The sequence below is a fragment of the Algoriphagus mannitolivorans DSM 15301 genome, assembly GCF_000429425.1.
Taxonomy (GTDB): Bacteria; Bacteroidota; Bacteroidia; order Cytophagales; family Cyclobacteriaceae; genus Algoriphagus; species Algoriphagus mannitolivorans.
This window is the reverse complement of record NZ_AUBV01000004.1, coordinates 263,550-286,930: the sequence shown is the minus strand read 5'-3', so window position 1 is coordinate 286,930 and position 23,381 is coordinate 263,550. Positions and strand designations below refer to the sequence as shown.

Here is a 23,381-nt window from a genome sequence, read left to right as displayed (position 1 = left end):
TTATTAGAATTTATACGTGGCCCTAGATCAATATCAAGAGGAAGAAGAGGAAGGAATGTCGTTTTTGGACCATTTGGAAGCATTGCGCTGGCATTTGCTTCGGTCCGTAGCGGCGGTACTCATCTTTACGGTAATCGCATTTCTTGCAAAAAGCATTGTCTTTGGGGTAATTATCCTGGGGCCTTCCAAGGTAGATTTTCTTACCTATAGGGTACTTTGTGACATTGGTAATTACTTGGGAATTTCAGCTTTGTGCATTGATGATCTGCCGTTCACGATCCAAAGCCGGCAAATGACCGGGCAGTTTTCCATGCACATGACTTCAAGTTTTGTGGTCGGCTTTATTGCTGCTTTCCCCTATGTGTTTTGGGAAGTGTGGAAGTTTATCAGCCCTGGATTGTACGATAAAGAAAAAAATGCTGCACGTGGGGCTGTGTTTTTCGTCAGCTTGCTATTCCTGATGGGTGCTGCATTCGGATATTATGTCCTTTCTCCGCTTTCCATCAATTTCCTTTCCAACTACCAATTAGATCCCAGCATCACCAATGAGTTTGACATTACTTCCTATGTAACCACTTTGACGATGTTGGTATTGGCGTCGGCAATTATGTTCCAGCTTCCGGTGGTAGTCTATTTCCTCTCCATGTCCGGTCTGGTGACCTCCAAAATGCTCAAAGCGTATCGAAGACATTCCATCGTGGTGATTTTGGTGGTTTCGGCAATTATCACTCCTCCGGACGTGATCAGCCAGCTGTTGATTGCAATGCCGATTTTGGTATTGTATGAGATTGGAATTAATATCGCTAAACGATTGGAGAAGAAAAGGGCTTTGAAAGAAGCGGAATATCAAAGAAATAATCCATCTGAAGACTAACCATCATGGGAAAGAAAATCGCGATTGGAGGAGATCACGCCGGGTTTGATTACAAGGCGAAAATGATCGAAAAGCTGGGCTCACTCGGGTATGAGGTTAAAGATTTTGGACCTTTTACCACTGACTCAGTAGATTATCCTGATTATGTTCACCCTTTATCTACTGCAGTGGAAAAAGGGGAATACGAGTTGGGGATCGTGATTTGCGGAAGTGGAAACGGAGTAGCAATTACTGCCAATAAGCACCAGGGTATCCGTGCGGCACTTTGCTGGAATGAGGATCTGGCAGCTTTGGCAAGGCAGCATAACAACGCCAATGTGTTGGCAATTCCAGCCCGGTTTATTTCCTATGAATTGGCAGAAAAGCTAGCGGAAATATTTCTGACGACTGATTTTGAAGGAGGAAGGCATTCCAATCGGGTGAATAAAATAGCCTGCCAATAAAATAAGTTGATATATCAAAAAAGCCCATGAGGATAATTTCTTCATGGGCTTTTTTGATGGGTTAAAGGACTTTTAGAGTTTCACTTCTCCGCTTGAAACCTTACTTGCCAAAATCAAGGCATTATACAGGTTGGCTATTTTTCCGGATTTAGAAATTTCTGAAAATGCTTTTCTCGGTCCTTCCATACCTCCCACCACCACTTCTACTTGAGGGGAAATTCCGGATTCCATGATGATTTTCTTCACCTGAGACGCTGTAAGAGTCGGGAAGTAAGACCTAATCATGGCAGCAACACCAGCCACTGCAGGTGCGGCCATGGAAGTCCCTCCCTGGAATTTATAGGCATCCTCTGGCATGGTAGAATAGATCTGGTCGCCAGGAGCGAAAATGTCTACATTCTCTTTACCATAATTGGAAAACACCGCAACCATTTCTTCTCCAAATCCTGAGGACAATGCCCCTACGGTCAGGTAGTTATCCACGATTTCCTGCTTATCGCTGTCAGGTCGATCATTGGGAAAATTTGAGTTTTCCGGTGAGTCCAAATCAATTCCATCATTTCCAGCTGCATGGACAAAAAGGATGTCCTTAGAGGCGGCATATTTCAGGGCCTCATAGACCCATTCCGAATTGGGTGAAAAGGCTTTACCAAAGCTGGCATTGATCACTTTTGCTCCATTGTCAGCGGCATATCGGATAGCCAAGGCAATGTCTTTGTCATATTCATCTCCATTGGGTACTGCTCGAATTGACATGATTTTGACATTTTGAGCTACTCCATTAACCCCTTTTTTATTGTTTCGGGTAGCGGCAATGATTCCGGCAACATGGGAACCGTGACTTTCGGTATTGACTCGGTTATTTGGATTTCCATCTCCATAGCCGATGTCAGTAAGGTCATAAGGATTATCTCCTACAGACTTTCTACCGTCAAAATCCACGTTGAGATTATACTTCAACTGTTCCTCGTAATATTGAAGGCCTTCTTTCAAGTCATCCAAAGCAGAAGGGATATCTTCTCCCATGCCCATGATTTGCATCAGGATTCCGACGGTTCGTTCTTCCTGTGCATTCTTTGGCTGAAACTTCTCCAGATCTGCCAGGGAATAATATTCTTTTCCCAAAGCTTCCTGCATAGACTGGTGAGACATCCGCACGATTTGTTCGATTTGCTGAATCTGGGGGAAAGCGGATTTTGCTTCCTCCAGTTTCTCATCAAGCTTGGCTTTTGCTGCTTGCTGGTAAGCTTCGTCACCGATTTTGAGTCTCAAGATCCGTGCGGCTTCCAGCTGTTCGTGGTAGGATTCCCCTAGAAAATTATATCCGTGGATATCATCGACGTATCCATTTCCGTCATTGTCTATGCCGTCTCCCGGTTTTTCTCCCGGATTCGTCCAAAGGACTGATTTTAAATCTTCGTGGTCTAAGTCAATTCCAGAATCGATAACTGCCACGATAACAGTTTGTCCTTTCTTCTTTTTCAAAAGCTCTGAATAAGCACGATTCACGGACATCCCGGGAATAGTATCTTTTTGTAAATCTAAATGTCCCCATTGCATGGCTTCTTTTTCAGAGAGCTGGGCAGTTTTGGAGCTAGTACCAGTGTAACTGATTGAAGGAGCGGTAAATAAGGTGGAGGAGCTGCACCCCATGGCCAGCAGACCTACCGTAAGACCTGCCAACACTCTAAAATTGGATTTATTCATACCTAAATGTAACGCCCGGACTCGAAAAAGGAAGGGTGAAAAAGTGTTAAAAAAGGTGAAGTCACTTTATTATACTTCGTAAGGGTCGCTGGAAATATCATTGTTAATTACGGTCCCATCTGGAATTAACGTTGTCCTTTCCTCCCGGCCAGATCTCGAAATAGCTGCTGGAGTGATTAACTCAGCTTTACAAACCAATCTATTAGGAATATCAACTTCTCCAGATTTAATGGAATTAATTATTGGATCAGGATCTGTCTGTAATGTTCTTCCATATTGGGCCTCAACTTTATAGTACACCATATTTCCGGCATTTACTGCTGTTTTCACTCTCGACTCTGCAAATCTTTCATGTTCACTATTAGCTCGCCTAGTCAGTGGAGTTAAGTTTTTCCAATTAGCGCCAGTACCTCCTAATCGTTCATTCAATAAGTGGCCTTTAATATAGTAAGCACCACGACCTCTTTTTCTCCTGTTTATCAAATCATAGCGTGGATGATCAACACTTGGCCGAGAGCCATGAGGAGCATTTTTGTTTGATAAATAGGTTGCCTCCATGGAGGTCCCATATGGACCGGTTAATGACCCAAAAGCTAATTTTCCATTACTTTCAGAGGCACATTCTTCAAGGACCGAGCTAAATAATGGTCCGAGTTTTCGACTTAGTTCATCCACCAACCTTCTTATTTCTCTGGTTTTTTGCTCCTCAGCAGCAGCTTGCCTATTTGGATCTGTTTCATTTATAGTTTCTGCTTTTTTTGTCTCAATTTGATTGGCAACTTGGAGAGCCTCCGCTTTTTTGGCATTATCCGCTGAATTCGAAAAATTAAGATTGTTTAGCCAGGCGATTAGGGGACTGGCGGGGGCAGGATTTATCATGATAACCATTTCTCCGGCATTACTCTGAAAATAAATTCTATGTTGATTTCCATCTCCTCCTTCAAATCTTTGCTCAACCCCTAATAAATTTCTGGTCCAATTGACCACTGCCGCTACCGCATTCCTCCCAGCATTCAGAATTGCTCCTCCTACTGCCAAGGCCCGGTCGATTAGCCAGTCAATGGCTGCATTTACCCGGTCTCTCAGTCCTCCGATCATCTCTGCGATGCGGGTTCCCAATCCACGAAGACCAACTTGGTTGGCCAAAAATCCTATAGCCACCGGCACCGCTCTGGCCAAGGCTGATTCTAGGTAATTGGCCGCTTCTCCTACAGATCCACGCGCAATGTTTGCCACCCCTGCCACGAAGGAATTGACGATTTCCAGCATTTCCCGGAGCTTTTCAATAAAGGACTGGACGGCACGATAGAATGCGATAAAACTGTTTACCACAGCCATGATTCCCGTAGGGTCCAGCATCGAAAGCAGTCTTGTGGTGACTTGCTGAACGATACGGGTCACCACCCAATTCTGAATTTGCTCCAAGACCATATTCCAGAGATTGCTCAGCTGCTCTTGCACATATTCCCAAATAGCAATCGGCCCTCTTTCCCATACATCTTTGATAAAAGTCCATATCCCGGTGAGGGTATCAATGGCATTTCGGATCTGGTCCACCCGCTCTTGGCCGATTTTCAGGGCCAGTCTTTCCCAGACATTGTCCATCGTCAGTCCCAATACATCCAATACAAATCCCAAAATCGACTGGAAGCTGAGGTCAGCAGGTGGATTGATTCCTGCTGAGGCCAATTCTCCAAAAAGCCAATCTCTCAATCCTCCCAAAAGATGGGTGAGGATATTTTCAAAAAACTGAACAAAGCCTTGCTTGACTGCCCGAAGGAGATTTTTTATGAAACCGATAGGATCCCGCTTGATATCCTCAAAGGCCGACCGGGCATTGGCGATGATCTGATTAATCGTGTCGATAGGGAAATTCATCACGACTAACAGGATCTCCACAATGATTTGGACAATAGTGACCACAAAGTCAAAAAGCCTGCGGATTGGACTGGCAAGGGTTTCCACTATTCTAACAAATGCAGCGAAGGGATTGAAGACATCGGCGATGGTGAAGCTATTCCAAAGGTCAAGGAATAAGCCGGTGATATAGGCCCATGAAAAATTCAAGGTGGCCACCGCAGCATCTATTCTGACAACCGCCTGTTGGATCGCCCCGGTCTTCTTCATTTGCTGGAATTGCTCCTCTCCCCCCGGCAACAAACCCATAAATCCGCGGATAATGTTTTCGGTACTTCTTTCGACAACTTCCTGAGTAAATGGATCTTTTCCGAGAATCACCGTCACCAGATGATATCCTTGTTGCTCTCTGGCATAAGCCGAGAGTTGGGCTAGCAGGGCATCCTTGATAAATTCAAGTACTTTGATAGCTACATTGGCGGCAAAGGTGAAGACCCGGGCAGTAAAAGGAGCAAAAATCCCGATTGTTCGAGTAAATGCACCGACAGGATCTCTCAAATCCTCCAGGGAAAAAGCATTCCAAGCTTGGTCAAAAAGGGCTTTTATTTCCTCAAAACTAAAATTGAGAGCTGCCAATTCTGCATCAATCCAGGCGGCGGTCCTTTCGATGGTACCTTCGGCTCGCATCCTTTCCAGCTCCTGCTCTTTTCCGATCAGAAGTAAAAAGGCTTCGATTTTTTCTGCTGTGGTCGAGTTTACCTCTTCTCCCGTCAGCGGGTCTGTTCCGATCAGTTTGACTAAAAGGGGGTAGCCAAGGAAAGCATCTGCCAATGCCTTCAGAGCCGTCATCAGAGCCGCTTTGACCAGTTCGAATACTTTGTCGCGAACTCTGCCTGCAAAGGTGGAAATATCCCTAAAAAGCTGTCCAAAGGTCCGATCCAGGACGGCCATATTTTCATCCCAACCAGAAAAGACACTGGCTTCATCCCAAGCTTGCTCCAAGGTTCTTTCCAGGCGGCCTACGCTCAAATCCAAGGAAGCCATCTCCGCTTCCACCCAAGCCAAAGCATCGTTGATGATGTTCAACTCTACCAGCTTATTGAAAAGCAGGGTTCCGAATATCGGAATCAGTCCTAAAAGTCCTCCGATCAAATTCGTAGCATTTCGCTCTACATTCCTCCCGGCAAGAGGGTCGTATCCTATGATTACGCACAGAAGAGTATATCCGGGTATGTAGCTGGCAAATCGGGAAAGTCCCTCCCGTACAGCCCAAGGAAGCCGCTGAACTTGAGGCTCGGTTTGGGTGATTTCTTTTCTGGAAACTCTAGGCTGAGAGCTGCCCTGCTGGACAGTGTGGGTCAATTCATGTGCTAGAAGCCTCTTTCCGTCGGGCGATTCCGGCTGGTATTTGCCATCGTTGAAATAAATATCATTGCCATAAGTGAAGGCCTGAGCTCCAAGAGCATTGCTCATGCTGCTGGCTTGAGGTCCGGTGTGAATTTTTACTCCTGAGAAATCAGCACCTATTTTGCTACTCATTTCAGCTTGAACCGCAGGAGACATTTGGCTTCCTCCTCCTGCATTGGATTGAATTTGGGCGCTAAGTCTAGGGGAAGCTTGGGCACCATTTCCATCTGCTTGGATGCTATCTTCCTTCAATTGAAGGGTTTCTTCCTCTTCCTCCCCGGCAAGCGAGATCATCGAAAAACTCGAAGAAATCGGCATCATTTGAACTTCTTCCTCTTCCTCGGGCATCATTTGAAGCCCTCCAGAACTAGCTGAAAGAATTGGACTACTGGGCTGAGCCGGCATCATCATGACCTGATCGGCCACCCGGTCGGCTTCGACCTCGTATTTATCCCCCGGTTTGCCGACTTTCAGGGAAGTTTGGATCAGCGGATTCCCAGTCCCGAAGGCACGGGATTTTGAAGGACTTATTTTTTCCGCTGCGGCACCCATAGTTTAGTTTTTAATAGGGTTCATGGCCTCACCCAGATCACTGGGTTTCATGCCTTGTCTTTCTTTCTCGATAGGAGTCATTTTTTCTTTCTTCACTTTATCATCGGCTGCCTTTTCTTTGTCTACGACTAAGATGATCGGTTCCTGCTCTTCCTCCTTTTCAGGCTTTTTTCGGACTTTTCTTTTCATGGCTTAAGGGCTTAAATGGTACGACCAACTTTTTGGAATTCTCTTCGAATTCCCTCCCGGATATCTTCCATCCGAATGACTTTATCTTCATGCTCCAGCGCCATTAGCAAGCTGTGCTGAATCACATTGATGATGCTGCCGCCGCTGAGGTCGTAGTTGGAGGCCAAGGTTGGGAGGTCTACTTTTTCTTCAAACTCGGCCTTTTTGGGAAATCCCTTCTCCCAGAGCAGCAGTCTTTCTTCCGCTTGTGGCATTGGAAAAAAGATACTGGACTGAAACCTTCGCATAAAGGCATCATCCAGGTTGTTTTTAAGATTGGTGGCCAAAATGACCAGACCATCGTATTCCTCAATTCTTTGCAGCAGGTAGGAAACCTCTTGGTTGGCATACTTGTCGTGGGCATCGTTGACGGAAGTTCTTTTTCCAAAAAGAGCATCGGCTTCGTCAAAAAATAGGATCCACCCTCTTCTTTCAGCCCTATCAAAAATTTTAGCCAGATTCTTTTCTGTCTCACCGATATACTTGGATACCAAGCGAGAAAGATCTATCCGATAGACATCAAGCCCAGTCTTTTTCCCCAATAGGGCAGCCGTCAAAGTCTTCCCTGTGCCTGGAGGTCCAAAGAAAAGAGCTTTATACCCCGGCTTCAGTACCCTACCCATTTCCCAATCCTTGAGCAAAAAATCTTTGTGCTTCAACCAGATTTCCAGCTCTTTGAGTTGTTGCCGAGTCTCTTCTGGCAAGACCAAATCCTCCCAGTCCAGAGAGGTATGCAGCCCTTGTGCTGGGAAATCATTGCTGAAACTTGGCTTTTGGACCTTGCCGGTGGTGATTTGATCCAAGATTTCCCGGGAAATACTCAATGTCCCGGACAAAAAGGATTCATCGGACTCCACTTCAGTCAATTTGAGAATTCCTTCCTGAAATAGCTTACCATTCCCATCCAGAAGGTTTTGGTATTGGAAACGCTTCTTCAAATCATTCCCGGCCAGGATAAACAGGATGGTTTCTCCGGTTGGGATGAATCCATTATGTGATTTGGCTTTTCGACCTCCAAACTCCGTGTAGATCTGCTGGGTCAGTTGATTTCTGCTCATAAACATGTCCAGCAGCTGCGGGCGAATATGCGGGACCGCTGCCAAAATCAGCAGGAATCTATCTTCTGGCCCTAAGTGGAGGTTTTGGATTAATTGGGTATAGGGAGAATCCAAATCACCCAAATCCGGAGCTGGAATCTGGAGTAAGTCCGCAGGGCCAGTTCCGGGATTGGAGTTAAGAGCAGATCTCGCTTTGAGAATCTGCTGCAGCCAGTCGAGTTCTAGCTGGATGGTTTGGGCGTTATCGTGGGCTCGGCTTACCATTCTACAAATAAAGTTTCCTGCATCCAGGGCAGTTTGATAATCGACAGGGTCCAAGGCAAGCGGTTAAGAAGAATATCAATGGAGATTCTTGGAATGGTCAGCTGATAGCCACGGTCCACTTTTTTTAGAATTCCTTCCCTTGGGAAAAAGCCATTGGCCATGGATTCCCCAGAGGTGGATTTCAGGGCTGTCCATTGAGCCACCATAGCATTTAAAAGGTTGGGGATTTCTTCTTTTTCCACCTCAGAAAGGGTGATTTCTACCGGAATAATCTCTCCCGGAGAAATCCCGCAAAGCAATTTATTCAGCAAGAGTTCGGACTCCTCAAAGGCTTCCTCCTTTTCCAAAAGGCATTGTAAAAGCAGGGCCGCCCTATTTTGAGCCTCTTGGCTTACAAACTTTTTGTTTTCAAGGAGTCCAAGCCCTTTGAAGAAATAGGGCAAAAATGGAGCAACCAATACCAACCCTGCATTCAGAATGGGATAGGTCTCTTCCAACATCAAGTCTTGTTGGGATGATCGGGAATCTTTGGTAAAAGGAATGACTTGGGAATTTTCCTGTTGGTTTGTCGGCCTTTGAAACTCCTTCTGGAGAGTTTCCAGCCCAGGGGAAAATGCTTTAGGAGAATTGGATGTTCCGATTTCAGAATGAGTATGAATAAACGGGCTGTGGATCCATTTCTCCCAAGTTTTTTCGAGTATTGAGCTTGAAATAGCATAGGAAGAATCTATTCTAAAGCTCCATATCAGGGGTTCTACTAAGTTTTCTATCGGGATTTTGACCTTTTGTGAAGGTGAAACAAATTCCTCTATCCAGGAGCTTAGAGCAAATGATTTTTGGGTTTTATGGGCAAAGAATAATTCTGCCAAAAGCAGTCTCTTGGACTTTTTCCAACTGGCGGATGAGCTAATGTCATGGGGCAAGGAATTTTCAAGGCTGTTGATAAAAGCCTCCCAGCTTTTGGCTTTCTCTGGGAATACCCATTGGCCCAAAGACATTAAATCCAAGTATTGGGTATGGTTTAGTAGTCTTCTAAACTGATTTGCAGATAAGGATTTACTTTCCAGCAGGGATTTTAAAGCCGGATTTTTCTCCCGAGAAAGTTTTTGAAGCAAATCCCGGATTCCGGTTTGATCAAAAATGGATTTCCACCAGGGGTTGCGTCCATGTTCCAACAGGAAAAGCAGTAATTCCAGATCCTGAAGCTCGTCCCGAGTTCCATGGATTTCAGCTATGCCCGAATTTTTTGGCTTTGGCTTGACATTAGACTTAGACAGTTCAGGGATTTGTTTAAGAATTTGAGTTTTTAAGACCTCTTTTACCTTCTGAATAAGTAGATCAGCGTCCAAGTTGGAAGGGATTTTCCCCAAGTCCAATTTCAACAGGTTGATCCGGATGATTTGGTTTGGCAGATCCAATTCCTCCAGCACCTCCTCCATGGCGGGTTGGATGATTTTCTGGAAGCGCTCACCCCAGGAATTCATGTCCGCTTTTGCCTGAGCTACATTGTGGTACCTCAGTTGTAGAATCTGCCGATGAATGAGGTGATTAGCCATTATTTTCCAGTGATCAGGTTGACAAGACTTGTTTTATTCGAGTTGCTTCGGTACCTCAGGTCCCTGCTGTCGGCGATGACTTTAAGCGTATCATTTTTGAGCAAGACGAGTTCCTCAGTTTTCAGAGTCACCTCTTGCTTATCGTCCTCCATTAATCGGATCACCGTGTTTTTATCAGGATTTGATCCTTCAGATAAAAGCCCTCGGATAGTCGCTACTTTGATCAAATCTTCCTCAGTCAAAGTATTTACCGCTACTGCTACTCCCACGGATTCGGTATTCGTTTCTTGCTTTTCGGGAATCAGCGTAACTGTAATATTTTCTTGATTGCAGATTTCTATTTCTGTAGAAATAAACCGGGTAGCTTCGAAGATTAAGGTTTGTCCCGGGTTAGGGAACTGGATTAGGAATTCTCCTTTATCATTGGTCAAAACGGAAATATTGCTTCCTTTCACCGATACTTTTGCTCCAGAAACAGGACCTCCGGCAGGGGTCATTACTCTACCTATTACTCTTGTAGAAGTACAAGTCGGCTCGGGATTAGGCTGAGATGCCCCACAATTGGCAGCCTGATAGTCCAAAATCGCTTTTCCCATCGAATCATAATCCATTCCGTCTTGGAATAGGCCCAAACAGGATAGCAACTGTTTCCTTGATTCCTCCTCTTCCAAAAAGTCCACGGACATAATTTCCTCCTCTGTAAATCCACCGGTTTGTTGAAGGCTGGTGAGTAAACTTTGGATTGCAAACTCTAGGTCGTTGCCGGGATCCAACTTTCTGAATTCGACCGCTGCGAAAACATTTTTTTCTCCCCAGCAAGCCAAAATATCTCGATTGTAACAGGTTTGTGGCTTAGGTGATTTCACCCAGATTGTCACTCTTCCCACATCGCTCAGGCCACTATCCTCATCCACAAGCAGGTAGGAAAAGGCGTCATCTCCGGCAAAATCCTTAGGCGGCTCATAGATAAAAATCGGATTGTTTCCGTCTTGACTGACCTTTCCTCCTTTTTCTGAGCTTTCAGAAAGAGGTTTGACGATATAATTTCTTTTGATGGGGAGTCTGTCATTGACCATGACTTCAATGGAGACAGCAGAATTCTGAAGTGTGATCGCATAGTCCGGACGGGCAAATGGAGGAAGCAAACTCCAATCGTCAGAGTCACAGGCCTCGATACACTGACAATCACAGGCAGCTCCGGGAAGACTGAAGTCCCCGATTACTTTTCCTGAACTTTGCATATAAACCAATATGAATGTTCCTCCTCTATAGACTCCTGCTTCGTGAGTAAGGCCGGGATTTTCATTCAGGAATTCTGAAAATTTCCTGGAATTGTGAAGCTTGGATTTGCGGTGCAAATAGCTCAAAAACAGACGCTGGATTTTGGTAAAATAAAACAGATCCAAAATCCGGTAGATAAGAGGTGAAACTCTCGCCATCAGGCCGTTGATCAGTTCCAGATTTTTATCAGCCTCTTTGTCATTCACATCCATTTTGTCCAGTAGCTTCATCTGGATCAGGAGAAAGTCCAATAGGGTCTGCAGGATTTTCTTGTAGGCTTCCTGGAATTTGTCCCAGTCTAGATCCTCCAGGCATTCACTCATGGCGTCCACCCAGATTTCGAAGAGCTCAAAGGCTTTCAATACCTGATTTTCATCCTTGTCTGAAAACATCTCCTTTTCTCCTCCATACTTTTCATTCATTTTTTGAAGAAAATCCAGAATTTCCCTGAGGTCCCTTATCATTCCCAAAAGCTGGAATCGATGGTGCATGTACTCCTCCTGCAAATCATTCCAGCCACAGTTTTTATCCTGCAAAGGTCCGCCGGAATCCAAGTGGAGGCTTTCGAGATGGATGGGGAGATTAAACTTGTTGATCAGCTTTTGAATGTCCTCTTTGGCCTTCAGAATGTCGTAATCCAAGTGGCCTTCAATCCTGAGAAATGGGAAGGCTTCCCAGTTATAGGAAAGAGGTGATTCCCAAAAGCCAGGATTGGAAGGCATAGCATCGGGCTGATTGTCGTAGCCCAGTACTTTTCCCCGAGTACTTGACCAAAGCTGCTGAGGGGCTGGGTTTGCCCAGTTTTTCTCCAGGGAAAACCAATTCCCAAGATTTCCTTTGGATTTGATGTCGTAATAGTAAGGAATACTTCTAAGGCCCAGTGGACCTGATTTTTCCTTGCTAGGGGTAATTTTGATAGGAAATTGACCGGGCTTGGGGTTTTTCAAAATCTCCAATTCAAAAGTCTCAATCATCAAAACCAGTCTCCTGTATTGCTGCGCCAAAGTCTCCTTGAGCAATCTTTGTTCATTGTAAATCGGAGCCTGGACGAATCCATGCCTGTATTTGTAAAATTCCTCGGGGGATTCGGTGGAGGGTTTTGCTTTGCCAAGCATCAAGTGCAATGGGAAGATCGAGGGGTCTGTAGGGCAGGAATACCAAAGAGAAAGACCCGTTTCCACAAATTCACCCCAGGCCAATGCCAGTTCATGGAAGAAATCATAAAGGTACTGTGCTCCTCGGATCGTTGCTGGAGCATCGGTCAGACTTTGTTTGATCTGGGTGATTTTGGCCGTAAGCGCTGCCTGTGTAAATGGGTTTTTAAAGTCAAAACTCTTGGCCAAAAGGGGTTCAAAAACGGTATAACCTTTTTGAAGCTGTTCCCAGAATTCTGGAGTGGCAGTATCCTGAATGGTTTTTTGATACAAATTGATAAAAGGACCAATCTGATTGGATTCCAGACCAGATGGAGAAAACAAAGGCTTTTTGAAATGAAATGATTTCAGATCGGGAGCTCCTGAAAAACCTCCTGAGACATTTGCTGATCGGGTCAAAACTTTATCTAGGTCCGTCTTTGAAATCAAGAGGCGGCGCAGGGTCATGATTCGGTCCTGGCCTTTATCATCACAGGCATTTCCAAGACAGGATTTGAGGTCTTTGTCAAAAATTTCCAAAAACAGGAGGACATATTTTTCAGTCAAAAATGCAGCGGGGTCATTTAGCTTTTTGACATCCGTTTCATCCTCTGGTTTTGAAGAGAGAATTTCAAAAAGTGTCACATCCTGCTCAGGAAAGCCAAATGGCTTGTAGCTTATCCCTTCCGGTAAGGTATAGGGGCGATAATGGGTTCCGTTGAAATCCTGTCCGATCTGTATCAGAAATCCTTCTGAAGTGATCCCGAGTCCCTTGGTGATTTTGAGTCCATCAGTGAGGGGTTGAACCTGCATTCCACAGACGATTCCAATTCCAATCAATTTGGATCGGGTGAGCCTGTTTTGCTGATCCAAGTAGGCGCTCAACTGGTTGAGTTGTTCGCTTGTCAAGACTTGGCTGCCTTCGAAAATCGGATAAGTGGTGATGATCTGGCTCATAATCTATAGGGTTTAAAATTCTCCCAGAGAAGAAAAATTGAGGATAATGGCATCCGCAAGGCTATCGCTTTCGGCGCAGTCGTGAAGTGTGCCGGAGGGATAGACATTTCGGACTTTTTCCAAAACCCCGATCAATTGGGAAAGTGCTGTGGAAAGATTTTTAGGATGTATTTCTGGTTTCAAAGACTCAAGCTGCCAGATTTTCCAGGCGCGTTCGAGTTCCTGCATATGCTCGGGGCTGATCCAGCAAATCGTCAAAAAGACATGTGCCGGCGCCTCTATTTTGATTTTATGTTCTAGGAATTTCCTGAAATCCCGATTGGTGAATCTCCCTTCCCAAAATGGCAGGATCACATGTGCCATACAGGTATAGGGATCATCCAAGGTACATTGACATTCTTCCTGAAAATGTGGGTCCAAAAGACTGTCTTCCAAGTTTTCTGTGACTAACGTATCGGTGTCATCCAGGAATTTGTATTTGCCTTTGATTTTGGGTCGGAGCAAGATGTGCTCAAACAGGTGGGTGCCTTCATGGCTGAAAAACTGACTCAGGATAAATCGCCGGATTTTCTCTTTGAATTTGAGTTCTTCTCCTCCCGGGATCAGGAATTCGTCTCCCTGGATTTTGACCACTTCGAAAGTTCTGGAGATTAATACTTCTCCTTGGTCCAGGTCTGCTCTGGGCCCTGTTTGGAGGATTACTTCTGTATTTCCTGCAACAACGCTCAGGCTAAAAATCGGGTAGTGAACCATCACGTCTCCGGAACTAAGCGGCACTGAGAAAGTCAAGGAGGATAAAGAATCAAGCAGGACTTTGTGGTTCCCGGCCAATATCACTTTGTGGGTTTCCGGCTCCACAGTCAGGACTTCCAAAGATTTTTCAAAGTGAATATGATCTCCTTTGGCAGGGAGGACATTGGCTTTGATCCGGATTTTTGAGCCAAAAGCTACTGAAGAATCTAAGTTCAAGGACAATGGAGAAAACCCCTCCTGAATAAGCCAGGCATTTCCCCAGGTTCCGTTTAATAATTGAGCAGCCAAGGTGGAGTTGAAGTTGGAGTCCACGCTCTTGGCCAATACCCCGTCTCGTATTGGGTCGATAAGCTGAAGTTTATAGGGAGATTCAGAGTCTTTGGGAAATTGATATCCCAATTCTTTGGATCCGGCCGCAATCATGGTCCAGATATGATCCTTGATGGCCTCCTTCGCCAGATTTTCAAGTTCTGTGGTATTGACTGCGTCTGGTACTTCTGCCTCGATCTTCCCTTGAAAAATGGGATTCCCAGTCCCAAAAGGAGCATCAAAGAACTCGAAACTCACTTGATATTTTGGAGGTGCCGGAGCCATGGAGGTATGGATGGTGAAGGTGTACCAATGCTCCAATCCCAGGCTAAGATTTTTTCTGTTGGATCTTGGGTTGTCCAAAAATTCCGAGAGGAAAATTCCTTGAAGTTCTTCCAACATGACCTGAGCAGAAGCCTCATCAGCAAAGTCTTTTTTGACACTCTCGCCAAGTATTTCCTCTTCAAAATTGAGCTCAACCAGCATGTTTCCCGGACTTCCCGATATTGCCCAATGACTGATTTCGGAACCGATCATGAGGATTTTTTCAAAAGCCAGCGCTGCAGAATCTCTGGATTCGAAAGCCTCATGAATCTCAAAAATGACCTGGTCTGAACCGTTTTTGATAGAAATGCTCCAAGTAGCCGAGGCCTCGGTAAACACAAAATGTGGTCTAAAAATCAGCCAATCGGCCTTTTTTGCCCTAATTCCATACAGGCCTGCGAGTCGGTTTTCCAATCCTGAAAGATTTTCAGAATGGAAAAAAGATTCCGGCAAACTGTAATCATATCCCTGCCCTCTTTCTGAGCTCAGCGCTGGGTAGTTTTTCAGAAACTCCTGCTTGTCTTCAATCAATTGAGCTTTTCCGTCCAATCCCTTGAGTCGGAAAGTGAGCAGGCTGTAGTCAGTCAACTGTTCGGCAAATCTTCCCAAAAGATGGTTCAAAAAGCGATTTCTACGCTCCAGATAGGACTCCCTGGATTCGGAGATCTCCGCGACCAGAGATTTTAACCCTGCTAAGTCTTTCCAGAGATCCTGACAGTCCGGCACCACTTCTTCCAAGCTTTGGGAGAAATAGGTGTTTGATATCAGAGAATTGCCAAAGGCATCTTTGGATGAATTGAATGAAAAAAGCTCTTTGACATGGGAAAGCTGAGCCAGGTAATTGGCTAAAAGCTGCTCAAAAACCATCAAGTAGGCCTTCAGTTGTTTTACCTGATGCATTTCAGGTCTGCCTTCACTTTTGGGAAGCATGCCGTCTTCCCCAATTCCATAGACCAAAGGGAAGTCGTTTTGAATGGAATAGTAATTTCCTGAGTCAGTATATTCTCCTACTACCTGATCGAAATCCAGCTGAGGATATCTTATTTTCTGAGACCGCTTCCCTTGCTGAATTTCTTCCAGAAGGTCTTCTACCATTTCCCGATCAGCCTTGAAAGGAAGCCCCTCTTTGTAATACATCAGCTTGCTCAGTTCGGAGTTGAGTCGAGGAACGTAATTCTGCTCCATTGCCAGTTTTAAGCACCAGCGGACACTTTTTGAAGGGATTTTCCCTTCAGGGTCGTCCTGAGGTAGGTTGGCGATCTGGATGCTTTTGACGGCTTCCACCCCTTCGATATTCATGATGAGGTGGATCAAATCCGAAACATGAAGGCTTGATTTTCGATCTGCTTGAGCTAGCTCTTCAGAATCAATAAAACCATGCTGCAAGAGGGGTCCTTCGAAAATCTTTTCGGTTGGCAGACACTGTTCGCCTTCCCAATCTCCCAAAAAGACCCGATCATCTTCCCGGATTAAAGGACTCGGGAAATTGGGGGCAAGGCTGATTTCTGCGAGTTTGAGATCTTTTGGTGCTGTTTTTACTTCCAAGATCTCATAGGTCCCCACATTATTTCCTGATCCCACAATACTTAGCGTGGAACCGGTTTTTGGGTAGAGATCCTCTTTCAGCTCAATCCATATTTTGGCGGGATTTTGCTGGATTTTGGATATTTCCAGAGTGCCAGACTTACAGCGATGGAGCATTTCCTCCAAGGAATAAAAGTTTACTTGAGGAGAAAGGAAATCTCCGATGGCTGAAAAAATCCTCGCTTCGGTCAGCTCCACGTCAGCTTCCTGACTGAGTTCTATATCTGCACATACCAATATTTCCTCCACTCTCAAGGCATGGAATTCCACGAAATCCTCGCAGAGGTTCCGATTGGCCATGAGTGTGGCTTTTGCCCTACTTAGAATTTCCCGGATTTTTTCAATCTTCTTCAGGTAAAAGCTGAGAACCCCGTCTTCATCCTGAAAGGCAAAATCATTGACCAAAGAATTGATGGCGGCGAGGTCTTCGATTACCTCCAATCCGGAAGGTGTAAGTTCGGTCCCCTCTATTTGGATATAGTTGCTCGGAGAAAGTGAAAAGCCCATTTGAAAGCCTTCGGGAAGGTTTTGAAACTGGATGCTGATACTCTGAATGGCTTTTCGGATTTCCGATTTATTGGACCAGTCTATTTTTTCATCCCATCTTGGAAATTCAACTTGGATATCGACCACCACCCCCGACAAACTGATATGCTCGTCGATGGAGATTTCCATGCTCAGCTTATTTTCATTGAGATCTCCGAGGTCATCGGTAGTGTCAAACTCCAACAAGACATCGTAAAGGATTCCCAATTCCAAAGCTTTTTCCTTAGCAGGAAAGGGTTTGTAGGCTAATTTTTTGGCTTTTCGGTCAGGAAATATGGGGATTTCATTGCTTGCTCTCAGTTCAACCCAGGCATTTTTGATTCCCGCAAATGGTGCCAACTCTCCCTCTTCTCCTAGGACTTCTACATCGATTAGGAGCTTTCGGTAATCTTCTAAAGTCAGTGCTTTGGAAGGAAGAATTTCAGAGGCTCTGAAAAACTGGCCCAAGAGTGAGCCTTTTTCATCTGCTAAAAGGTCTTGAATAGGTTTATTGGCCCGGAAGCTAAGGTCTGTGATAGCATAGCAAAGGACCTCCAAAATGGTCACCCCAGGATCATGGGTATTGTAATCTGTCCACACCTTTCCTGAAATCCGCTGGATATAAGCCAAGGCTTCTGATCTCAGCAGTTCAAAGTCCAGTGCAGGTGAAGTGGGTTTTTGGTTCGATATGGTGATAGGTTGGGACATAGGTTAGGTTGGAAAAGCTTCATCCATATCAGAGCTCTCACTGCTAGCAATACTGGCGGTGGGTAAAATTTCATTGTCTGCACATTTGCAGTCCTCTGTTTCCAAAATCTCGATCAAATGATCTCCGTAGGAGTCTATTTTTCCCACGGAACCTAAAAGTGAAACCCCCGTGCTTCCTTGGGCTTCTTCTACTTTTTCCTTGGATATCACCGCTCCGTCCACTGGATTTTTGACGATGTGGTATAATTCGAAGCAGGTCAGGAAATCTACATAAGGTCTCTTTTCAATAAAATGCAATATCACCGAGCTGTGGATTTCTCCGGAAAAGTCAAAGTTTTCGATGCCGGCAAAAGCCCAAGGAGACAGGAATGCTTTGAGATCATCTTCCAGTTTCTTGGCAAAAAGGGAAGTGTCAATTCCGGGGAGAAACTTCACCTTGGTTTTTACCTGAAGCTCTTCATAGATAGGGTTGACCACGTGGAGCTTCACTCCGGCGGAGTTGATTTTGGATAAAAACTCGTCCACGTTAGCAATGAGGGAAACACTGGCTTTGGGACGAAGCGGATCGACAGCATTTTGGTTTTGCACATTGGCGACCAATACAACAGTAACATGTCTCGGGGCCAAAGCCCGATAGTCTTCCAGATTTCCCGAGTATTCGGTATGATTGAGGACGTTGACTTGATAGACCTGCGGAAACTGCTCCAATACCAAATGCTCATAGTCCCATCGCGTGATAGCCCGCTGCTTATGGCGGAGCCGTTCGGATACTCTCTGGTAGAAATCCTCAGAGATTTCCTCGGTTTTTCCTCCAAAAGAAGCAAAGGGCTGATCGATTTTGCTGATTTGGGCCTGGGAGACCTTCAGTTTGCCGATCGTCTTCTCCGGCAAGGCAGTGCCAAGACGATTGGGATCATTTCCTTTGTTTTCAAAAATCACCCGAATGGCTTGAGCCAATATTTGAGTGAAATCAGGAATGGCGTCACTGTTTTCACTCACAGATGCTCTGATCCAGGTGAGTCCATCTTCTAAAATGGTATGTTGATTATTGGCCGCTCTTGGCAAAGTAAATCCCAAAAGACCGGTTTGGATCAAGCCCTTAGTTTCGTCCAAAACAAGATCCAGCTTGTTGAAATCTACCCAGTCATTTCCGGCTAAGAAGCTCCATTTGACCGTAGGCACTGCCTTTTCAGGATTGCCGCTTCCATCCAAAACATGGACTAAGAGCTGAACAGACTGGGCCAATTCATGGTTTTTCAGGCCAATCAGGAGATATCCTTCCTCCGGATAATCAGTGAGAAGCAGGCATGGGCTTTTTACCTGTTCGGCCTCGCCAAATGCGCCGATCTGAAAAAAAGAGTTCCACTTGCTGTCTCCAGGTGCAAAGGAGTCTGTGGCAGAATAATCCAGCTTGACACTTTTGAGCTCAGGAGTATAGGGTTCGTTGGGGATGTTTGCTCCTGACTTTTCATTTGAAAGCTCTATAACTGCTGTTGCGAATATTTTAGGGAATTCCTGATGTCCGAAATTTTTTCCACTCAGGCTGAGTTTTAGAAAACCCCTTTTGGAAGAGGGACTCCAGGTGGAGAATTCTTCCAGTTCTGGCTCTGCTTCAATATTACCTAGTTCTGTCTTGGATAAGGTATAAGTTTGAATAGTTTCAGGAGCACTATCTCCAGAGAAAAGACCAATTGTTTTTTTGGAACTTCCCCAATCCCGGTCATCCAGGAAATAGGCTTTAGCTGAAAAGGAAGCATTGCTGATGGTTCCTGAATAGCCCGAATAATAATCCTCAAACCCTTTTGAAGTGGTGGGGAGTCCATGCCATTCGGTATGTATTTTTAAGGATTCCAATGCCTTGCTGAAAACCTCCTTGCTTCCGATATAGAAATTAGAGCCCAGAACAGGTCTAAAGCCGAAAGGCTGAATGTTTTTCCCAATGGGAAGGGTGGCCAGGTCATTTTGCAACACGAGATTTTCTACCCCTATTACCTCCACGGAAATATCGACTTTGGTCAATTTGGCACCTTGAAGGATGGGATAGGCGTAACTTTGAATAGTCTCGGCCAACTCTACTTTCAAGACAGCTTGGGAAGTTTTGAATTTTTGAAGTAAAACTTCTTCAGAGTAGCCCATCACCGCATCCTGATCCGGAATCAGGTGGCATTTTAGAACCAGCTGAATTCCAGCCGGCCCCAGGTCAATGAGTTGGTGTTTTTGGGTTTGAAAGCTGAAGTAGAGATCGGCGATTTTATCCTCTCCCATTCCTCGGACTGATTTCACTTGCTCTACTGAAGTGAATTTATTTCCGGGTAAAGAATTTCGAGTTTTTAGGATGTTCTCTGCGGTAGTTTCCCCGATATCATAGCCCTTAAAAGGTCTGTGTGAGCCCAATTCTGGGTTGTCGAAAACTGGCCCGGCTTGGGGTTCTATTCCGGCAATATCAATCCAGGTAGTGGCCTTGTTGAGAAAGTCCAAAAATGCAGCTTCAACCCCTTTCTCTCCCTGAATGGGATATCCGGGCTCTGCGGGAATCCATTCCTTTTCTCCACTCAGCCAAAACCTGAAGGATGAGTTTAAATAAAGGCTTTTGAGCTTTTCCAAAAGACCTTCTTGGGGCTGTAGTGTCAGGGCAAGCGTGATATTTCTTTGGCCCTCTTCTAAAGCTAAAGCCGGGGAACTTACCGCAAAGCCCAATGTGGCCAACTTTCGGTCAGAATCCGGGAAAAGTTTCTTGGGGATTCCAAAAGGATTCCATCGGCCTTCGGAATTAAGAATCTCAGCCCCGAGGCCATCTTCAGAATTGGCAATGGGAGAGGTATAGAATCTACCGTTTTCATCCCGAAACAGGGACTTGATGGAGGCTACTTCAGATTTGTTCAGGGCCTGGTCGCTCGAATTTTCAAAAAGTACCTCTACCCCGGTATCGTCTTTTCCTGCTTTGAAGGCAGACTTTTTGGGTAAAAGATATTCTCCTACCTGCTTGGCTAGGGTCAAGATCAAATAGGCCTGATCCGGTTCGGCGGCTTTTTCCTTGAGATGGAGTACATCCCGGTAGAAAAAATCTAAATGTCTTTTGCCTAAGCTGTTGATTTCATTTTGCGCAAGCTGAAAGTTTTGTAAAAAGGCTAAAAAGAGGGCAAAATGAGGATCCGTCCTTTGTTCTGAGTCAATGGACTTTTCGAAAAATCCGGCCCAATCCCCATCCCATTCCGGGTCGCCGGGGTTTTCGGTTTTAATTCTGAATTTGAGCTGAGCGGCAATTTTGACTGCGAAATCCTTTAAATCCTCTATTTTTCGCTCGTCCACAGCCACAAAGCCAGGCAGCAGACTATCTAGTAGTCTGTTGACACGATTAGTGCCTTTTCCTGAGGGTTGAACGCTATGGCAATGGTCTTGACTCATAAGTTGGCGTCAGTAGCTTCGATGAAGAGGTATGGATAGACTAGGTTTTTTCGGTTGTTCGTAGAGATAATGGTATAAGAAATCAGCACTTCGACACGCCCTTCCTGATAATCCGGGCGGAGGTCGATATCGTCTGTTTTAATTCTTGGTTCGTGGAAAAGAATGGCTCGTTTGATCCGGTTAGTTATCATAGTGGCCGTAGTCACATTGAGTGCTTCAAAAAGCAAATCCTCCATGTTGCAGCCGTATTCGGGGCGAAGTACCCTTTCGCCGATGGTGGTATTTAATAGGATAATCAGGCTTTGGCGAATGTCTTCCTCATTTTCGGCAAGCAAAACCTGTCTGGAGTTTTGATTAAACTCCACCGGGAATCCCCAACCTCTACCCAGAAATGTGTTTTTCTCTGTCATCTTATCCTATCATTACTGTGGGTTCCCCCACTATTACCGCTGCCCCACAAACACAGGAATCCCCAACTCTTAAGGCTGGCATCCCACCGATCAGCACTGTTGCACTTCCCATTATGAAAGGACTGGCAGTAGGCTGATGCGCATTGGGAGGTAAGGAGCATACATGATTATCTCCTAATACCGCCGCAGGCATTCCTCCGATCATGACAGTGGGCTTTCCTGGCCCAACGACCGTTCCGCCATGATTTGTTGTATCTCCGACTCTTGCTGCTGGGGGCATAGCTTAATTGATTTGCACTAGTGAACCTTTGACATTAGTAGCTCCAGAGGAGGAAAACTCCGCCCCTGCGCCTCCTTCGGCTTTCAATTCAGCCGAAGCTTTGATTTCTATATTGACTCCTTCAATTTTTACATCTCCAGAGGCCTTGATGATAAAATCTTTGGAGGATTCGTACTGGACTCCATCAGAATTCAGGACTACTTTATTTCCGTTTTCATCCTCCAGCACAAAGCCCTTTTCTTCATCAGAAATGGTCATTTTGTTACCATTTGGAGTTTCCAGAGAAATGGATTTGACTTCATCGTCAAATACCAGTTTGAGTCCGGTTTTGGTGACAAGCCCTTTTTGGAAATTGTCTTCGGTTTGTTCGAAAGGAGCAGGTTTTGCGGAGCTGTATAGCTTTCCCAAAATCACGGGATCTCTCGGATCTTCATTGATGAAGCCGACAATGACTTCGTCATCTACTTCGGGCATAAAAAACATTCCTCTGGCGGCATCACCTCCACCTGCATCCGGAGAAGCCATCCGTGCCCAAATTCCTTCAGAACTCGGCTCGATGACCGGAATAAAAATTCTCACCCGATGTTCACCATCCGGATCCTCGAGGCTGGTTACTTTTCCTACGTGCAGGCCTTTAATCGCAGGAATGATTCCGGCGGCAGGACGGTCTAATATGTCATCAAAAACCTCTGAGATGAACTTCGGCTCCAAACCGATGCCCAAGTGAGTAAACCAACCAGACTGGTTAGTCACTTCATGGTAAACGGAGGACACAAAAGCCTTTCCGTTGAATCGTTCTCCGAATCCATCCAATTTGACCAAATCCCCGGGCTTGATCTGATTGGTGCCGGTGACTTTAATGCTTCCCTGGATCTTTGAAAGCCTGCTTCTCAGTAAAGAAGCGTCTGTCCAGGCCTGCAATTCAGTATTGTCCAAGGCGCCGATGTGCTGAAGGCGGAAATCGCTTAAGCCGATAATGTCAGCCAGCTCTGTGGGACTAAAGTTTCCATGAATATCGAGACCCGGATCACTGGCTTCGACTTCCTTCAATTCCTGATTGGCTTTGTCCCAACTGAAGCCTTTGCTGGTAGCATATTGTCTTCTGGCATCCATTTCAGCCTGGAATTCTACCACATTTTCCCCAAAGGCTAAGTCTAATTTTGGGTCTGCGCTGACTTCAGGTTTCTTGATTACAACCTTGGAATCTTCCACAAAGACCAACTTTCCGTTGATCTCAGCTCTTGTCAGCAAAAAATCCCAATCGGTGACATAGTACTGGACCATGGAAGCATGGGTCGTAGGGGTATCTTCGACTTCTGCGCTGATTCCGGAATATCCGTTGATGATTTCTTCGAGGATTTCTGAGTCTTTGGAATCAAAAAAGTATTTGTTTTTCCGCCCTACCGTAAGCTTTACGCTTGGGTCTTTGAGTTCGATTACAAGTTTGCTGGTATTGCCCTCTAGGATCTCAATTCCATGGCGGATGACGGTGCCTTTAAAAATTGATTTGCTTTCCCCGTTATATCCGGCTTTGATTTCAATGCTTTTTCCCGGCACAAAAAGCTCTCCTGCACTGACCGAAAAATCTCCCTCCGTCACATCCCCATCGAAAAGGACTAGTCTTGCACTCGGGATTCTATTGATGGCCTTCTGAACTGTAATGGAGGCATATCCGATTTCCGGCGGCACCAATTCCCCTTCAGAAAAGATTTCGAAGGTGGTTGCACTTAGAAGGGTATCGCTTTTTACAGGTACAAGAGGCATGG

13 protein-coding genes are annotated in these 23,381 nt (G+C 45.3%); 2 read left to right on the top strand and 11 right to left on the bottom strand.

Translation table 11 applies throughout. The features are described from left to right. Nucleotides 1-16: 16 nt before the first annotated feature. A complete protein-coding gene (tatC, locus tag G458_RS0103835) occupies nt 17-874 on the top strand; it encodes a twin-arginine translocase subunit TatC (protein ID WP_026950738.1) in 858 nt (285 codons plus the stop codon). A gap of 5 nt (nt 875-879) precedes the next feature. Next, nucleotides 880-1,317: a ribose 5-phosphate isomerase B gene (gene rpiB / locus G458_RS0103830; RefSeq protein ID WP_026950737.1), complete on the top strand. Its 438-nt coding sequence runs from the start codon at nt 880-882 to the stop codon at nt 1,315-1,317. A 72-nt stretch (nt 1,318-1,389) separates the two neighbouring features. On the opposite strand, the gene G458_RS0103825 is transcribed toward rpiB, so the two are convergent. The 11 genes from G458_RS0103825 to vgrG form a co-directional block, all read right to left on the bottom strand. Then, nucleotides 1,390-3,024, bottom strand: coding sequence for a S8 family peptidase (locus G458_RS0103825; RefSeq protein ID WP_026950736.1), 1,635 nt, complete (start codon nt 3,022-3,024; stop codon nt 1,390-1,392). A 69-nt stretch (nt 3,025-3,093) separates the two neighbouring features. After that, nucleotides 3,094-6,840 carry an eCIS core domain-containing protein gene (locus G458_RS20135; RefSeq protein WP_051287008.1) on the bottom strand — a complete coding sequence of 1,249 codons (3,747 nt, stop codon included), beginning with the start codon at nt 6,838-6,840 and terminating at the stop codon, nt 3,094-3,096. A gap of 3 nt (nt 6,841-6,843) precedes the next feature. After that, a complete protein-coding gene (locus G458_RS0103815) occupies nt 6,844-7,029 on the bottom strand; it encodes a hypothetical protein (RefSeq protein WP_026950735.1) in 186 nt (61 codons plus the stop codon). Nucleotides 7,030-7,040: 11 nt separating this feature from the next. Beyond that, complete coding sequence (locus tag G458_RS0103810) at nt 7,041-8,390, bottom strand: ATP-binding protein (protein WP_026950734.1); 1,350 nt, start codon at nt 8,388-8,390, stop codon at nt 7,041-7,043. Then, the gene (locus tag G458_RS0103805) at nt 8,384-9,946 is read right to left on the bottom strand and encodes a contractile injection system tape measure protein (RefSeq protein WP_026950733.1); all 1,563 of its coding nucleotides are present in this window, start codon (nt 9,944-9,946) and stop codon (nt 8,384-8,386) included. Before G458_RS0103805 ends, G458_RS0103810 begins: the two co-directional genes overlap by 7 nt. Next, nucleotides 9,946-13,317, bottom strand: coding sequence for a carboxypeptidase-like regulatory domain-containing protein (locus G458_RS0103800; protein ID WP_026950732.1), 3,372 nt, complete (start codon nt 13,315-13,317; stop codon nt 9,946-9,948). Before G458_RS0103800 ends, G458_RS0103805 begins: the two co-directional genes overlap by 1 nt. A 12-nt stretch (nt 13,318-13,329) precedes the next feature. Continuing rightward, nucleotides 13,330-17,520, bottom strand: coding sequence for a hypothetical protein (locus G458_RS0103795; RefSeq protein WP_026950731.1), 4,191 nt, complete (start codon nt 17,518-17,520; stop codon nt 13,330-13,332). Between the two features lie 3 nt (nt 17,521-17,523). Continuing rightward, nucleotides 17,524-20,925 (bottom strand): baseplate J/gp47 family protein, encoded by a 3,402-nt coding sequence (locus G458_RS0103790; protein ID WP_035467696.1) that lies wholly within the window; start codon nt 20,923-20,925, stop codon nt 17,524-17,526. Next, entirely contained in the window at nt 20,922-21,335 is a 414-nt protein-coding gene (locus G458_RS0103785; RefSeq protein ID WP_026950729.1) for a GPW/gp25 family protein, read from the bottom strand. The genes G458_RS0103790 and G458_RS0103785 overlap by 4 nt, the downstream gene beginning before the upstream one ends. A 1-nt stretch (nt 21,336) precedes the next feature. Continuing rightward, nucleotides 21,337-21,615: a PAAR domain-containing protein gene (locus tag G458_RS0103780; protein ID WP_026950728.1), complete on the bottom strand. Its 279-nt coding sequence runs from the start codon at nt 21,613-21,615 to the stop codon at nt 21,337-21,339. A 3-nt stretch (nt 21,616-21,618) separates the two neighbouring features. Then, on the bottom strand, nt 21,619-23,379 hold the full coding sequence (vgrG, locus tag G458_RS0103775) for a type VI secretion system tip protein VgrG (RefSeq protein WP_026950727.1): 1,761 nt from the start codon (nt 23,377-23,379) through the stop codon (nt 21,619-21,621). Between the last annotated feature and the right edge of the window lie 2 nt (nt 23,380-23,381).

What these genes read in the sequence shown, in the direction of transcription:
- G458_RS0103800 (WP_026950732.1), bottom strand. Translation starts at nt 13,317, where the DNA reads ATGAGCCAGATCATCACCACTTATCCGATTTTCGAAGGCAGCCAAGTC.
- G458_RS0103810 (WP_026950734.1), bottom strand. Translation starts at nt 8,390, where the DNA reads ATGGTAAGCCGAGCCCACGATAACGCCCAAACCATCCAGCTAGAACTC.
- G458_RS20135 (WP_051287008.1), bottom strand. Translation starts at nt 6,840, where the DNA reads ATGGGTGCCGCAGCGGAAAAAATAAGTCCTTCAAAATCCCGTGCCTTC.
- rpiB (WP_026950737.1), top strand. Translation starts at nt 880, where the DNA reads ATGGGAAAGAAAATCGCGATTGGAGGAGATCACGCCGGGTTTGATTAC.
- vgrG (WP_026950727.1), bottom strand. Translation starts at nt 23,379, where the DNA reads ATGCCTCTTGTACCTGTAAAAAGCGATACCCTTCTAAGTGCAACCACC.
- G458_RS0103780 (WP_026950728.1), bottom strand. Translation starts at nt 21,615, where the DNA reads ATGCCCCCAGCAGCAAGAGTCGGAGATACAACAAATCATGGCGGAACG.
- G458_RS0103825 (WP_026950736.1), bottom strand. Translation starts at nt 3,024, where the DNA reads ATGAATAAATCCAATTTTAGAGTGTTGGCAGGTCTTACGGTAGGTCTG.
- G458_RS0103795 (WP_026950731.1), bottom strand. Translation starts at nt 17,520, where the DNA reads ATGTCCCAACCTATCACCATATCGAACCAAAAACCCACTTCACCTGCA.
- G458_RS0103805 (WP_026950733.1), bottom strand. Translation starts at nt 9,946, where the DNA reads ATGGCTAATCACCTCATTCATCGGCAGATTCTACAACTGAGGTACCAC.
- G458_RS0103790 (WP_035467696.1), bottom strand. Translation starts at nt 20,925, where the DNA reads ATGAGTCAAGACCATTGCCATAGCGTTCAACCCTCAGGAAAAGGCACT.
- G458_RS0103815 (WP_026950735.1), bottom strand. Translation starts at nt 7,029, where the DNA reads ATGAAAAGAAAAGTCCGAAAAAAGCCTGAAAAGGAGGAAGAGCAGGAA.
- G458_RS0103785 (WP_026950729.1), bottom strand. Translation starts at nt 21,335, where the DNA reads ATGACAGAGAAAAACACATTTCTGGGTAGAGGTTGGGGATTCCCGGTG.